This window comes from Kitasatospora sp. NPDC091207, from assembly GCF_044768625.1.
GTDB lineage: Bacteria > Actinomycetota > Actinomycetes > Streptomycetales > Streptomycetaceae > Kitasatospora.
This window is the reverse complement of sequence record NZ_JBIVVS010000004.1, coordinates 68483-82974: the sequence shown is the minus strand read 5'-3', so window position 1 is coordinate 82974 and position 14492 is coordinate 68483. Positions and strand designations below refer to the sequence as shown.

10 protein-coding genes are annotated in these 14492 nt (G+C 72.4%); 6 read left to right on the top strand and 4 right to left on the bottom strand.

Annotated elements, in window-relative coordinates; translation table 11 throughout:
* The first annotated feature begins 290 nt into the window (after nucleotides 1-290).
* Entirely contained in the window at nucleotides 291-920 is a 630-nt protein-coding gene (locus tag ACIQTO_RS10045) for a carbohydrate binding domain-containing protein (RefSeq protein ID WP_402385441.1), read from the top strand.
* Here ACIQTO_RS10045 and ACIQTO_RS10040 read toward each other — a convergent pair.
* Nucleotides 908-1351: an ester cyclase gene (locus ACIQTO_RS10040; RefSeq protein WP_402385438.1), complete on the bottom strand. Its 444-nt coding sequence runs from the start codon at nucleotides 1349-1351 to the stop codon at nucleotides 908-910. The genes ACIQTO_RS10045 and ACIQTO_RS10040 overlap by 13 nt on opposite strands.
* A gap of 495 nt (nucleotides 1352-1846) precedes the next feature.
* On the opposite strand from ACIQTO_RS10040, the gene ACIQTO_RS10035 reads away from it, so the two are divergent.
* Entirely contained in the window at nucleotides 1847-3814 is a 1968-nt protein-coding gene (locus ACIQTO_RS10035) for a hypothetical protein (protein ID WP_402385435.1), read from the top strand.
* Between the two features lie 298 nt (nucleotides 3815-4112).
* On the opposite strand, the gene ACIQTO_RS10030 is transcribed toward ACIQTO_RS10035, so the two are convergent.
* Nucleotides 4113-4892, bottom strand: coding sequence for a hypothetical protein (locus ACIQTO_RS10030; RefSeq protein WP_402385433.1), 780 nt, complete (start codon nucleotides 4890-4892; stop codon nucleotides 4113-4115).
* 744 nt (nucleotides 4893-5636) lie between these two features.
* On the opposite strand from ACIQTO_RS10030, the gene rho reads away from it, so the two are divergent.
* The 3 genes from rho to ACIQTO_RS10015 all read left to right on the top strand — a co-directional run bounded on the left by rho (nucleotide 5637) and on the right by ACIQTO_RS10015 (nucleotide 9635).
* The gene (gene rho / locus ACIQTO_RS10025; protein WP_402385430.1) at nucleotides 5637-7043 is read left to right on the top strand and encodes a transcription termination factor Rho; all 1407 of its coding nucleotides are present in this window, start codon (nucleotides 5637-5639) and stop codon (nucleotides 7041-7043) included.
* Between the two features lie 403 nt (nucleotides 7044-7446).
* On the top strand, nucleotides 7447-7800 hold the full coding sequence (locus ACIQTO_RS10020; RefSeq protein ID WP_402385426.1) for a hypothetical protein: 354 nt from the start codon (nucleotides 7447-7449) through the stop codon (nucleotides 7798-7800).
* 1379 nt (nucleotides 7801-9179) lie between these two features.
* Nucleotides 9180-9635: a transporter substrate-binding domain-containing protein gene (locus ACIQTO_RS10015; RefSeq protein WP_402385423.1), complete on the top strand. Its 456-nt coding sequence runs from the start codon at nucleotides 9180-9182 to the stop codon at nucleotides 9633-9635.
* Between the two features lie 230 nt (nucleotides 9636-9865).
* Here ACIQTO_RS10015 and ACIQTO_RS10010 read toward each other — a convergent pair whose 3' ends face one another.
* Nucleotides 9866-10726 (bottom strand): alpha/beta fold hydrolase, encoded by an 861-nt coding sequence (locus ACIQTO_RS10010; RefSeq protein ID WP_402386271.1) that lies wholly within the window; start codon nucleotides 10724-10726, stop codon nucleotides 9866-9868.
* A gap of 1704 nt (nucleotides 10727-12430) precedes the next feature.
* On the opposite strand from ACIQTO_RS10010, the gene ACIQTO_RS10005 reads away from it, so the two are divergent.
* A complete protein-coding gene (locus tag ACIQTO_RS10005) occupies nucleotides 12431-12595 on the top strand; it encodes a hypothetical protein (protein ID WP_402385420.1) in 165 nt (54 codons plus the stop codon).
* Nucleotides 12596-12725: 130 nt separating this feature from the next.
* Here ACIQTO_RS10005 and ACIQTO_RS10000 read toward each other — a convergent pair whose 3' ends face one another.
* Entirely contained in the window at nucleotides 12726-13979 is a 1254-nt protein-coding gene (locus ACIQTO_RS10000) for an alpha/beta hydrolase family protein (protein WP_402385417.1), read from the bottom strand.
* Nucleotides 13980-14492 lie beyond the last annotated feature (513 nt).

Here is a 14492-nt window from a genome sequence, read left to right as displayed (position 1 = left end):
GGCCGTGGAGAACGGCGCGTTGCACGAGATCTACACCGACCCGGCCGGCAACTGGCACGACAACCCGATCCTCGGTACCGCCGGAAACGCGTCCGCGGTCTCACTCGATCTGCGCTGACCGGGCCCGGCCCCGGGCCGCGTCGGACCGCCGGCCGTCCGCCGGCGGTCCGACGCGGCAGCGGTAACCGCGCGCTGCCGACGTCCCCTTGACGGCGGCGCCGACATCCACCATCGTGTCGTCCACTCCCTCGCACCGCTGCCCCGTCGGAACCCCCCCACCCGGAGACGGCATGCGTGCACCCACCCACCAGGCCCGTCCGGCGCGTCGGCACGGCAGGATCGGCCTGTCCGCCGGTCTGGCCGCCGCCCTCGCGTTCGTCGGCATCACCGCGGGCCTGGCCGCCTCGGCGTCGGCCCTGCCGGACGTCGAGCTGATCGTCAACGGCCGCTTCGACTCGTACCCGTGGATCTGGGACTGCGATTCGAACACCTCACGCAGCACCGTCCCGCACGAGCACTACCTGACGGGCCGGCCGACCGCCGAGAGCTACGCGGGCTGCACCCAGAAGGTCCGGGTCCAGCCGAACTCCAGCTACACGCTGTCCGCCTCGGTGCGCGGCCCGTACGCGTTCGTCGGCGCCACCGGCACGTTGACGGGCACCACCGCCACCTGGTCGAACACGAGCGACTGGAACACCTTGTCGGCACAGATCACCACCGGACCAGGCGCCACCTACCTGACCGTCTTCTTCCACGGCTGGTACGAACAGGCCGCCTACAGCGTGCGCACCGTGTCCCTCACCGGCCCCGGAATCCCCCCGAGCCCGTGCGGAGAGCCCGACACCGACGCGCCGACCACGACCGGTGGCCCCACGCTCCCCGTACCGACCCCCAGCTGTTCCCGCACCTACATCCCCTGATACATCACGAGCCCGAGCCGGCGCAGCAGCCCCGGCTCGTCGAGCCGGCCCCAGCGCTCGACGATGCGGCCCTCCCGGACCCGGAAGATGTTGATCCCACGAAGCGTGACCGTGCGCCCGGTGGCCGGCGCGCCGAAGATCTCGGCGAGCTGGGTGCCGGTGGCGCTGAAGCGTTCCACGACCATGTCGTTCTCGGCGACGAGGAAGTCGGGCGTGGAGTGCCAGTCCGGGAAAGCGCCGCGGAACAGGGCAGCGGCCCGGCGCATGCCCTCCCGGCTGGTGTCGGAACCGACGGGCGGGTCGTGGTTGAGGAAGTCCTCGGCGAGGTACTCGTCGACCGCCGCGAGGTCGCCCTTGGTGAACAGTGCGTCGATGAAGGCACGCACGATCTCTCGGTTGTCTGCGATTCGGGTCTTCTGGATGGTGTCCATGGCCTCAGTCTTCGACACCGCCCGGGGCCCTGGTACCCAAAGAACCGGGGTTTCGCCCGCCGCACCCCGCACGCCGCACCCCGGTATGGATCCGCCCAGCGCTCCCCACGGAGGAGGGTGGACACGGTGGCCCCCACGCACGGGGGCCGCCGTCCGCTCGGTCACCAAGGGGGACGCTCCCACGAGCCGGACGAGACGCACCCCGGCGGTGCCGTGCCCATTCCAGGGAGCGGCGCCCGTCGTCCGGGCCGGCCCGGCCGACCGATCGCCCGGCTGTCATCGCGTCCGGTGGCGTCCGCCCGCCCGCGACGGACCGCCCGTTGCGGGGTGGTCCCGCGCGGTCCCGGGCAGTCGAATCCCCGGTCCTTCGGGTGAGGGCCCGCCTCGGGTGCGAGGTGGGCGAATTCCGGAGGACAGGACGGCGGGTTTCCTGGACGATGACGGCTGCTGGTGCGCAGGACGGGTGTGACGGTGGACGGGACGACGATGACGGGTATGTCGCTGGAAGCGCTGGACGCCGTGGTGTGGGACGGGCTTGCGACGGGGAACCCGGTCGACTCGGTCGACGATGTGTCGCAGGCGCTCCGCCGACTCGCCCTCGCGGGTGCGGAAGCGACCGAGGAGGACTGCTACCCGTTGTACTCCCTCGTCACGAGAGAGGGGCACGAGACGCCGTCCGCGACGGCGGTGGCGCTGCCGTTCGTCGTCGCGCTGGCCGCCGACCCGGCCATGGCCACGGGCATCCGGGTGGAGATCGTCGAGCTGTTGGTGGCCCTGCAGGCGCCGGCGTTGGTGGGCTTCGACTGGACGGGAGCGCGTGCGCTGCTCGCGGATCCGGAGCCGGCGGTGCGGCGGGAGGCCCTGCCCCTGGCAGGGGGGATCGTCCGGCTGCTGGAGCGGTGGCGGGTGGAGACGGACCCGACGGTACGCGTCCCGCTGCTGCTCGCCTTCGGCGAGGCGGTGGCCGCGGCATCCGACGAGGCCGGGAGCGGAGGTGCGGCCGACGAGGCACGGGCGGTACTGGCGGTGCTGGCGGACGGCGACGACCCGGTGTTCCGGGTCGCGGCCGTGCACGCCTGGTCCGCATTCGACCGGGATCTCCCGGTCCGGCAGTTGGACCGGCTGATCGAGGTGTACTCCGAGACCGCGTTGCGGCCGCGGTTCGAAGAGGTCTGGTACACCCCGGCTGTCGAGGGCCCCTGGACCCGCGAGGACCTGGTCCGGTTGACGGCGTGGCAGCTCAAGCACGATCCCGACGCCGAACTCCGCTTCGCCGTCCGCCTGGTCGAGGCGGCGGACCGCGCCGACGACGCCGCGCTGTGCCGGGAGTCGCTGGACGTGGCGTGGCGGCTCCTGACCGAGCGACGTTCGGTGGAGGCGACCCTGCTGCCGCTGGCGGGCGGGCTGTTGACCAGTCCGGACGGTGCCGTGCGGCTGCGCGCCGCGAACATCCTCGCGGTACTGGGCCCGGCGGCGGCCGGCTATGCCGACCGGCTCGCCGCACTGCTCGACGACGACGCGGCCGACGAGTACCTCGACGGAACGGTCGGGGAGTTCGCCCGCTGGGCACTGACCCGGATCGGTGACCCGCGCGCCCTACCCGGCCTGATCGAGCGGCTCCGCGCGCAGGAGGAGGAGCAGGGCCGCGGCTACTGCACTGCCGATCCCAGGCGGCCGGACGTCACGGACGTCCTGGTTCCGCTACGGGCCCACGCGGACGTCCTGCTGCCCGCGATGAGGGCGGCGATCCGGCAGGGCGGGGCCCGCGGCGGTGCGACCCGCGCGTTCCTCGCCGTGCTGGAGGCCTGGGGCGAGGACGCCCTCCCGGCCCTGCCCGATCTCCTGCCGCTGCTCACCGACACCTGGACCTCCGTCTACGTGCTCCGTATCCTCCGAGGCCTGGGGCCGGCCGCCGCCTCGGCCGCACCGGCCCTGAGTACCTGCGAGGTCCTGGACTTCCCGGGCAACCACGCGCTGGTGGCCGGGACCGCCGAGTGCCTCAGCGGTGACCGGGCGACACGCTTGCGGCTCGTCGGCGATGCCGTCATGACGGCATCGGAACCCTGGTACGGGCCGATCGACGCCCTGGGCGACTTCGGCGCCGACGCGGCACCGTACGCGGCCCGGGTCCGGTTCGCCATGGACAACAGCACGCACGGGACACGCCTGATCGCCGCGGTCGCGCTCTGGTCGATCACGGGCCGGGCCGAACCGAGCCTGCGGGTCCTCGAAGAGTTCGTCCTGCCGATCGCCGACGGCGGCGACGGCTTCCACGCTTTCCGGGACGCGTTGCGGGCACTGATCCGCGTGGGCGAGATCAGCCCCGCGATCCGGGCCGCGCTGCTGACGGTTCGGCAGTCGGACCGCAGGCTCTGCGCGGACGGGGGCTACCCGATGATCGTCCGCGACAGGGAGTTGCGCGCACTGGTCGATCGGGCCCTGGCGGGTGGGGAGCCGTCCTGAGCCCGACCCGCTGGGCTCCGTTCCGACCGGCGACAGGACGACCGTCTGCCGACCGGAGACCGCGACGGTGCATGGACGGCCCTGGGTGTCGCGCGCCCCGCATGACGCTGTCCCTCCCGGCCTAGCTGTCCTGGGGGATGGCCGCCCCCGCCCATGGCTGCGCGCCGAGCGGAAGCGGGGCCGGGAGCAGGTGTCCCTCCTCGGCACCCAGGACCTGGTCCGCCGTCCCGTCGCCGGCCCTGGATCGTTGAGCGGCACCGCGCGCATCAGGCACGGCGGGACCGCGTCCGGGGTGCGGCTACTGGATCTGTGCCTCCAGGGCCGCGAGGTCGACGACCTGGTCGGCGGGCGGAGCGGTCACCTGAACGGGCAAGCCGTAGTCGCTGAAGTCGACCTGGAAGTCGTAGGCCTGCGTCTCCACGCGCACGGGACGTGGCGGGCCCTCGGTGGCGACGTAGCCCAGGAACGGCGGGTTGTCCGGGCCCGTGACGAGGAAACTCACCGTCTTCGTGCCGCCCACCGACAGCCCCCCGCCGGAGAGTGCTTGCTCGGCCGGGTCCGCGGTGCCGACGACGGGGATCTTCGTCAGGTCGCAGAACCCGCCGACATCGTCGAGTGTCCGACCCGGGGGCAGGCGGACCCAGCGCCCGCCGAACCTGGACGCCGTCGCGGCGCCCCACTCAAGGGCGAACGCCTGTGGGTCCATCCTGATGAAGGTCTCCCCGCGGACCCGCACGACCCGGCTCGGGCCCTGTCCCTCCTGGGTCGAGGTGACCGTGCAGCCGCCCGCGCGATCGGCCGACACGGCGAAGGTGGCACGGTGCCCGTCCTTCAGCGCGAAGCCCGTCATCGTCACCGAGGAGGCCTCGCGGAACTCGGCTTGCGCCGTCTCCAGGAGAATCGCCCCGGTCATGGACTCCAGCCGCTCGTGGGGGCTCGCCGTCACCGTGGGGACCGCGCCGTCGGCCCGCGCCCCCGCCCTGCCGCCACCGACCCGCATGCTCGCGGCGGCGACGACAAGGAGCAGTGCGAGGCCGGCCGCGATGGCCGCACGCCTGGTACGCGGGATCGAGATCACTCCGTGACGCCGTTCTGCTGATCATGTGTTCGAACAGATCGGAACGATGCCGGTCGGGGCTCTGGCGCGTCAACAGGAGTTTCACGACCGTGATCTTGCGGAACGACGTCCGTTCGGCCCGTCCGGGAAGCCCGGCGGGCTGTGGTCGCCGCGCGGCCGGACCAGGCGGTGGCTCGGCGCAACCGCCTTCGTGTGCCGAGTGAGCGCCGCAGGTGGGCCCGTTCGTGCTCCAGCACGATCGACAGGTGCTCGGCGTCCCGGTTCAGCCTGGTGAGGCGGGTCGCGGCAGGCCGGTCGCGGCTGTGCCGGGACGCGGACGCCTTCACGTACCCGGATGCGGTGGAGTAGGCACGACTCTCCCGAAGTCCGGCTGTGGTACCGTGGGTGTCGGCGATGCTGGATGCCCACCCCTGGGGTGCGGGGACCAGGCGCCACCCCACACCGGGACGACGGCCCGGGAGACCGAACCTTCAGCGTTCCGCGCCCGGCACATCGTCAGCATCCCTCTGCGGTTCCGGCGATTCCTCACCTACGGACCGCCGACTTCGTCCGCAAGGACCGGCACGGCCCCGCATGGGCTGTCCCACCGACTGCCCGCCACCCGGCCCGGCGCCCCCGTGCCCGGCCCGATCACCCGGCCGGCTGCGCCACGCGCCGCCGCCCGTCGCCCCCGCGCCGTGCCTTCCCGGCGCCACCACACCCAGCGCCGCCACACACCCTTCGACACCACAGGAGTACCCCCTCGTGACGACCACCACCGACCCGTCGACCACCACCCCGCTGGACGGTCTGCTGAAGACCGACCTGCACCAACTCGCCACCGCCCTGGGCATCCCGGGCGCCGCCCGTCTGCGCAAGGGCGAACTCGTAGAGGCGATCACCGCCGGCCGCTCCACTCTCCGCCCACTGACGCCGACGGCCGTACCCCGGCCGGCGGACGCCGGAGGCCTCAGCGACCGACCCGAACTCCCGGCGCAGCGCGCTCGCAGCCGCACCGCCCGGCCGGCGCCGCCGGCCACCACCGCGGACGGTGACCTCGTCCCTGTCGCCGGAGTGCTGGACATCCGCGAGGGGAACGCCGTCCTGCGCACCTCCGGCTACCTCCCCGGGCCCGCCGATGTGCACCTGCCTGCCGGTCAGGTGCGCGCTCTCGGACTTCGGCCCGGCGACGTCCTGACCGGCACGGCCCGCCCGCGCGCGGGTGCCGCCCGCCCGACGCCGGCCCGCATCGACACGGTCAACGGCATCAGCGCCGACCAGGCACGGACCCGGCCGGCGTTCCATGAGCTGACACCGCTGTACCCGGAGCGGCAACTGCGCCTGGAGACCGGCCCGCAGCAGCTGACCGGCCGTGTCATCGACCTCATGGCCCCGATCGGGAAGGGCCAGCGCGGCCTGATCGTGGCACCGCCGAAGGCGGGCAAGACGATCGTCCTGCAGACGATCGCAGCCGCGGTCGCCCGTAACCACCCCGAGGCGCACCTGATGGTCGTCCTGGTCGACGAGCGTCCGGAGGAGGTCACCGACATGCGGCGCTCGGTCCGGGGCGAGGTCATCGCCTCGACCTTCGACCGGCCCGCCCACGAACACATCGCCCTCACCGAACTCGCCGTCGAGCGTGCCAAGCGCCTTGCGGAACTCGGCCACGACGTCGTCGTCCTGCTCGACTCCCTCACCCGACTGGCCCGCGCCCACAACGCCACCGCACCCGCCCGCGGACGAACCCTCAGCGGCGGCCTCGACGCGGCCGCCCTCCAGCACCCGAAGCGGCTCTTCGGCGCGGCGCGCAACATCGAGAACGGCGGCTCGCTGACCATCCTGGCCACCGCCCTCGTCGACACCGGCTCCCGCATGGACGACCTGATCTTCGAGGAGTTCAAGAGCACCGGCAACATGGAGCTCCGCCTCGACCGGCGCCTCGCCGACCAGCGCATCTTCCCGGCCGTCGACGTCACGGCCTCCGGCACCCGCCATGACGAACTCCTCCTCGGCCCCGCCCGCACACCCGCGACCTGGGCCCTGCGCCGGGCCCTGGGCGGCCTCAACGCCCAGCAGAGCGCAGAACTGCTCCTGGACCGTTTGAAGCGCACCGGCAGCAACGCCGAACTCCTGCGCCAGGTGGCAACCGCCTCCCCGACCCGTGCGGCCTGAACCCGAACACCGGCAGCTTCCTCCCGGAGGGAGGGCCGCCCCCGGGGTGAACCGGCGCGGCAACGCGACGACATCACGGCCGAGTCGCTGACGGCGGCAGAGGGCGCCATCTCCTCTCGGGCGAAAGCGCCGGCGTGACCCGCGAACGCGGTGATGCAGGTTCCACGAGGGGGTGTCCAATCGCGAGGCGTTGAGCCGGCGGTTCGCTCAAGTCCGCGTCAGCTGCCGTCGACGTCCGTCTGCGGAATCATGTCCAATCCTCGCCGGTTCCGGCCCTTTTGGGCCGACTGCCGGATGGCCCTGGTGGCTACTGGCTCCACAGGTACTGGAGCGGTGTAGCAGTCGGGGTGGATGTCGGGTGATCGCCTGACAGCTGAGGAGCGGGTCCGGTAGATCTGTGGGGGTGACCACCGACCAGACCATCTCCGACGACGACGAGTCGACGTCCTTTGCCGGCACCGTGAAGAACCTGTTCCAGAAACACAGGCGGAAGATCGCCATCGGCGGCACGGCTCTCGTCGCCGCGACGGGTGTTGTGCTCATTGGTCTCGCCAGGGGGCGGGACAAGGCCAACAAGCCTGATGGCGAGGAAAGTTGGAGCGAGGAGGGAGCGGACTGGCTCAACAGCCTGTCCGCTGAGGAGTTCGTCGACCTGATGTGGCTGGTGGACCACGGTGTCCAAGACGAAGAAGATCAACAGGTTCTGGACACGCTGATGGAAAGCTACGAGGAGGCGACGGGCTACGAATGGGGCTGATGCCATGAGGGGCGAACCGGCGCGCGCCGATGGACCTCGCCCCGGAGCATCACCCCAAGGTGACGCGAACGAGTGATGATCCTGACCTGCCCGTTCGCCGATCATGTCTGATGCACCGTCAATTTGACGACAGAGTGCGAACTTTGACGGCGCAGCGTGGAACCTGCAGGTGATGACGAACCGCCTGAGACCACACGGGGGTTCCGCCGCTGTTCGGGGTTGTCAAGTATCTGCGCAGGTAGATGGCTTACCGGCGGGTGAGGCACATGAGTTACGTAGAGAGAGCTTCCTGACCTCAGGTCCTGTCGGCGGAGCGGTTGAGGCGGAGGCGTCCGGTCCCAACCGGTGAGTTCGCCCACTCAGCTGCCGCCCGTTCCTCGGGGGACCGATCCCGTTGGTGGCCGCGTGCGGTCAGCTGGGTCTCGGCTTCAGCTCTCCTTCTTCTCGGATGCGAGCAGGCGGGTCTGGTCCGGTCGCGGGGCCTTCGGACGGTCCTGCCGACAGGACTTCACGCAGGACGGTCCGTTCGGGATGGCTCCGATCGACCTGGTGACGTCCGCGGTGGAGACGCGGACAGAAACGAAGGCCGGCCACGAGGCTGAAGAGGCCGCGAAGTGTCGCGAGGCGGAGTGGATGCGGTCGGCGCACGGGCAATCCGGTTGTCGCCGTCAACCACGACGACTCGTCAACCGTCGCGGGTCGCTGTCCAGCGGGTTCCAGTCCGCGCGGGGCCGTACGAGGGTGCCCGGCTTCTGACGCGAGTCGATCCGGAGAGGTGATGTTCGGGCGGCCGCGCCGGCAGCACGCCTCCGCGTAGGCGTTCGCCCTGTCCGCCCTCGAACGCGAACCGAGTCCGACCGGTCAGGTCTGACGGCGCACCCCCGTTGTGGTTCGGCGGTCCGCCGGGGGCATGGGCCATGGCGGCGCAGCGCCGCCCCCTGGCGGTGGGGTGGACAGCCCGGTCGGTCTGCGTGGTGTCGCCGCCCGGGGTTCTCGTGGTCTCGGCCCCGGGACAGGAGATCTTGCGGCGGACCCTGCCTCAAGTGAGCTGGTCGCACGCGCCGGTGCCGAAGGATTTCCGGCCTGCTGGCCTGCTGGCCTGCTGGCCGGCGGGATCGCTGACCCGGGGAGCGGGGTGGGCCGTCGTCCGCAGGGGAGTGGTGCGCGCACCCCGGAGGGGATGTGAGCGTCCGTCGGGTGCGAACCGGCGTGTTCGCCCCGGGCGGGGTACGGCGCGCGCGGGAGGCCTCACCGGCGGCTCCTGGCCCGAGGGTCTTCCGGACCTGGGCCAACCCGAGAGCAGATCGTGACACATCTGCGGCCTTTGACGTCCGAGCCGGATGGGGGGATCCCGTTCCCGGTCGCTTCCGGTCCCGTTCGTGGATGCCGGTCGCGCCGCCTCGCCCCCACCGAGGAGCGCCATCATTGCGCCATCTCCCCTGCCTGCGTCCCCGCCGTCGGGCCCTGCCGGCCGCCGCCCTCACCACCGCCTCGGCCGGCAGGGCAAGGCGCTGCAGGTCCACCGCTTCGACGACGACGCCCAGGCCCTCGCCGAGGTGGCGGCCGGTACGGCGGTGGCCGATTTCAACGATCTCCCGGTGGCGGCGCACGCGGCCAGGACCACCGACAACGGCAACCGCTTCGAGGTGACGGGCACGCAGTCGCAGTCCGGCCCATACGGGATCGCGGTGAACAAGAACGACACGGCGCTGCGCGACGCGTTGGTGAAGGGGCTGGACGAGCTGATGCGCAACGGCGAGTACGACACGATCCTCGCGAAGTGGGACGTCAGCGCGGGCGGGGCCCAGGCGGCGGCGGTCAACGGGGGGCTGTAACCCAGGGGACACCGTCAGGTCGGGGGCGAGTGTGCCGGCGGTGGTCCACCGGCGTCCTGACCGGGCCGCCGGTGGACAGCGGCGCGCCCGGCCGCTCCTTCTCTCCACCACCTTGGCGTCGATTCCCATACCTCTTCGCCGAGTTCAGGATCACGCCGGACAGCCGGACAGCCGGACAGCCGGACAGCCGGACAGCCGGGCGAACCCGGCGAGCCGGCGAGCGCGAAGCCCTACGGGCCGACGGCGCCTCGTACGAATCGCCGAAGGTGCGCACGCACGACGTCGGGCCGCTCCAGCCAGGGCTCATGCCCCGCGCCCTCGATCCGGGTCAGCGGGAGGCCGAGCCGGAGCGCGAGGGATTCGAGCGCCGACACAGGACGGGGATCGTCGACCCCGCCGAGCAGCTCGGCCCGCGCGGGCAGGCGGGCACGCAGCTCGGTGAGGTGCTCGCCGAGCGGATCGGCGCGTCCTTCCGATCCGAGTTCGGCGTTCATGGACCAGTTGACCGGTCGACGCCGCCGGGCACCCTGGGCTGCCCAGTGCCACCCCCGTTCGGGATCGGAGTGGTCGGTGAACCAGGCCAGCGTGAGCAGCTCGACTTCCTGCTCCTCCGTGCGATGCGGCAACTCCTGCAGTGCGCGGAGTCGTTCCTGCTGGGCCGCGGACATGCGGCGGCCGCGTTCGGCTCGGTCCCCGGTACGCCAGTCACCGACGAACGGCCCGCACATCAGCAGCATGGCGGCCACCCGGTCAGAGTGCCGCAGACAGAACCGACTCGCCAGATCGGTGCCGTAGGAGTGCCCGATCAGCACCGCCTCGGGCACCTCCCACGCGTCGAGGAGTTCGGCGAGGTCGTCGACATGCCGGGCGAGGGAATGACGGCCCCGCCACGAGGATCGGCCCGTGCCACGCTGGTCGTACCGGTACACCGGCGCAAGGTCCGCGACCATGGGGGCGACATCACCCAGATAGTCCGGCAGACCGGGACCACCATGGAGCAGGACCACGGCCGGCCGCCGAGTCGTGTCCCCCGACGCCTTCCAGCGCAACCGCGCCCCGTCGGTCATCGGCGCGAGGCCCCGCGTCTCCATCGAGGTCACCTCCAGGAACCTACCCGTGCCACTGGGGCTCCGCCACAGGCTGACGGCGGCCGGATGTCGTCGCCGGCACTTTTCCCCCTGGGGATGGCGGGGTGCGAGTGGATGTCCGACGACAGGGGAAGGTCCGACCCCGCCTCTCCCTGACGTTCACAGGAACGGTGGGTCGACCGGCGGCCATGGGTAGCCCAGTTGCCCGGCATCGTGCGAACCTCCCCAGACCTCGGCGGCGCCACGGGGATCGCCCGCGGTCAGCCGCGCTTCAAGACGCTCGGCCTGGTCCGACGGGGCGTCCGCGGAGACCGGGAGAGTCATCCCGAACTGGAACCAGGGCAGATCCGTGTCGGCCCGGCCGGGGGATGCCTCAGGAGGACGTGGATGCGGTCGGGTTCGTTGCGGGAGGCCCAGACGTCTTCCAACTCGCACTCCCACCGCACGAGCCAGTCCCCGCGTCTCCTCAGCCCCGCCTCGAGCAGCCGCGCAACCGCTCCTGCCGGCCACTCCCAACCACGGTCCTCTCCGGCCCGCACGACCTCGGCCTCGTACTGACCCGCGGCGAACCGAAGCTCCGGCAGGTCGAAGTCCTGACGGGCCGGGTCGCGCCAGCCTGCCCAGACCACATGATCCCCATCGCGCCTGACCGTCATGTACAGGGCGCCACAGCACTCCTCCACACCGCACCCGGACCAAGCGAGACGAACCTCACGGGGCGTCGCCGTGGCGTGCAACGGCCCGTCACGGCCCAACAGATACCGGGGGCCCGCTCCCAGGTACCGGGAGCCTCCCACGCCACCGGGGACCACCTCGGCCAGAAGATCCCGGCCATTGACGATCGGACGGACCTCCACGCCGCCCTCGTCGGGCGGCGTGCCGATGCCTGTTGCACCCTGGCCGCCGCGCTCGCCGCCCTCGGCCGCCACGACGAGGCCCGCGCCGCGCTGGCCCGCGCCCGGCGCCAGTGCCTGGAGCTGGCGCGTGCGGTGCGACTGGAAGTACTGCTGACACGGTGCCCGTCCACTGATCGGCTCCCGTGTCAGGGGCTGAGCCGCTCGTCGAGCTGCTCCGACTGCCGGGTGTCGAGAGGCCGGCGGTGGGACAGGCGGTTGCGAGCGTCGAGCAGGGCATGGAGACGGTCGGTCTGTGGGGCCGTGAGCCGGACGTGTCCTTGGTGTCGGGCGCGGGCGAGCATGCCGAGTTCCATGCCCCGCAGGACTTCGGCGGGTCCAGCGCCGGGGCTGCGGGATGCGCCGGTCGGGGCCGTAGGTGCCGCCATCCTCCGGGCCGGCAGGGTCGAGGTGGGCAGGGCCCGGTCCACCAGGTCCTCGCAAGCGCCGAAATCCCGGCCCGCCGTTTCCCGGCGGGCGTCGGCCAGCGGCAGCAGGGTTCGGCTCCGCGCGAGCCGGACGAGCCTGTCGAGCGGCAGTCCGGCGTCCGGCGCCCGCGTCGGGCAGGGCCGCCGGCCGTTGGCGCAGGTGGCCGTCCCAGGGGTGCCGGGCCCGGCGCCCACCGCGACGCCCGGGATCGCTTCGACTACCTCCGCCTCCTCGCCCGGGCTCAACACACACCCCCCCGGGGTAGCGGGCCCGACGTCCCCTCATATCCGAGCCTTCGGGCACCGGGAGGAGCGCCGACCCGCCCCTCCACAGGGCCGGCACAAGCCATCGAGCGGTGCGGCACCGCGGTCGTGGCGCTCTCGCGATGACCAGCTTGTTCGACGGTGACGCCGACAAGCTGAACGAAGCCCGGCAGTCCTATGACCCGATCATCCGGCAGCGGGCCGACGGCCTGAGGCCGAAGGCGCTGATCGGCGAGGACCCCGCCTTCTCCCGTACCGGTCCCTGGCACCCCGGCGCACTCCCGTAGAAGACTTGGGCAGTTCTGCGGTCCGCTGCTCCGGATCCGGGAGCCCGCAGGCGGCGCCGCGGTAGTCGACCAGGGAGCTTCCCGGAGGGCCGTCACCCGCAGGTGACGGCCGCTCGCCGCCGTGCTGGGCCTACGGGTGGTACACGACCTCCGGGAAGGCCTTCGTCGGTCCGTTGAGCAGGTCGCCGCAGTGCCGGTTGCGCAGGTGGAGGTCGAAGAAGGCGCGCGGGTAGGCCTGCTGGATGAGGACGCCGCGGTCGGGGTCGATGGTGCCGACCTGGGACTGGATCTGCTGCTCGGTCATCCCGAGCAGCCGGCCCGCCTGGGGGATCAGCGTCATGTTGTCCCCGTACGAGGAGTGCACGGCGCCGGTGGCCTGGACGTCGAGGCGCCAGCCGCGCAGGTGGCCCCAGAAGGTCTCGACGTACGGGCTGGCGGCCCGGGTGTAGGCGGCGGTCATCATCATGAACGGCCGGTCGATGTCGGTGGTGATGGCGGGGTTCGACTCCATTCGGCCGTCCAGGGTGAGGCCGGCCCGGATGCGCTGGTCGGCGACCATGGCGAGGGCGGCGGCGGTGCCGCCCTTGGACCAGCCGGAGACGCCGATGTTCCGCGCGTCCAGGCCGCCGAGCAGCCCCGTCGGCAGGGCGCGGCCGTCGACATCGGGGTTGCGTCCGTTGGCGAGGTCGATGACGCGTTCGACCAGGAAGAGCAGGTCGGCGGCGTAGTCCTTCGGGGCCAGCCCCGGGGCGACGCCGTCCCGGGTGACGACGGTCCCGTCCGGGAACTCGGTGATGCCGTCGTGGGTGTGGTCGACGGTGACGACGGCGAAGCCGTGGCTGGCCAACTCCTGGACCATGACGGTGTGGTCGGCGCGGTGGCTGCCCGCGCCGTGCGAGTAGAGGACGACGGGCAGCGGCCGTCCGGTCCGGTGGACGGGCGCGCCCTCCCGGCCGGCGGTGAGCGGGGCGAGCGCGAGAGGGAGCGGGAAGCCGACATCGTCGAGGAAGGCCTTCAGGGCGCCCTCGGTCATCCAGGGTGCGAGCGGGTACACGTCGGCGTGCGCGGACCGGGCCGGGTACCAGACGGTGGCCATCAGCTCGCGGAACCGTCCGGGCCTGGCGTTCGGGTCGAGCCGGGACTCGTCGCGCAGGTGCAGCGGCACCATGCCCACCGGGAAGGGGCCGGTAGGAGCGGGCAGGGTGAGCCGTGCGGGGGAGCCGGTGCCGGTGCCGGAGGAGGCGGGAGCGGGAGCGGCCGAGGCGGTGTGGGCGAGGCCCAGCGGCGCGACGGCGCCCAGCGCGAGGGTGGCGCCCAGTACGCGGCGGCGGGTCGGTCCGGTACGGGGTGCGACTGACGTGGTGTCCATCGGCGTGGTGTCCATGCGGGGAATGCTGTCAGCCGGGGCGGGTGGGCAGCATCAGCCCACCGATTGATCCTCCGTCACCTCGTAGTTACATCCCCGGGTTGATGCGGAACGGGTACGGCGGGGTCCGCTGCCCCCTGGCCAACGGTCAGCCGGAGGAACACGAACCCGGGTGCCGGCGGTGCCGGGTCGCGGCGGGACGCCTGTCGTCGTCAGCGCCCAGGCTGGTGCGCCAAGTCGGCCACGCGGCACTCGCTCAGCGGTCGCAGGTCCCGCCCGGTGTCTCGTAACCCCCCCCCACCGACGCAATACAGGACACCCCGGGCCAGGTGCGAGCCCCGCGGCGGTCAGGACCCCCGCGCCGACACCCGTGAGCACGCCGATCAACAGCACCAGGGCCGCCCTTCCTCGATCCGTGACAGCCTTCGTCGCCACGACCTGCCCGTCGGCCGGGCCGACCTGACGGCACATCACACAATTCAAGAGACAGCCGGTGTTGCGCCTCCGCCGCCGGGCCGGCAACAGCGGATG

Coding starts and splice junctions, on each gene's coding strand:
- ACIQTO_RS10010 (WP_402386271.1), bottom strand. CDS start 10,726: ATGGAGACGCGGGGCCTCGCGCCGATGACCGACGGGGCGCGGTTGCGC.
- ACIQTO_RS10005 (WP_402385420.1), top strand. CDS start 12,431: ATGACCAGCTTGTTCGACGGTGACGCCGACAAGCTGAACGAAGCCCGG.
- ACIQTO_RS10000 (WP_402385417.1), bottom strand. CDS start 13,979: ATGGACACCACGCCGATGGACACCACGTCAGTCGCACCCCGTACCGGA.
- ACIQTO_RS10045 (WP_402385441.1), top strand. CDS start 291: ATGCGTGCACCCACCCACCAGGCCCGTCCGGCGCGTCGGCACGGCAGG.
- ACIQTO_RS10040 (WP_402385438.1), bottom strand. CDS start 1,351: ATGGACACCATCCAGAAGACCCGAATCGCAGACAACCGAGAGATCGTG.
- ACIQTO_RS10035 (WP_402385435.1), top strand. CDS start 1,847: ATGTCGCTGGAAGCGCTGGACGCCGTGGTGTGGGACGGGCTTGCGACG.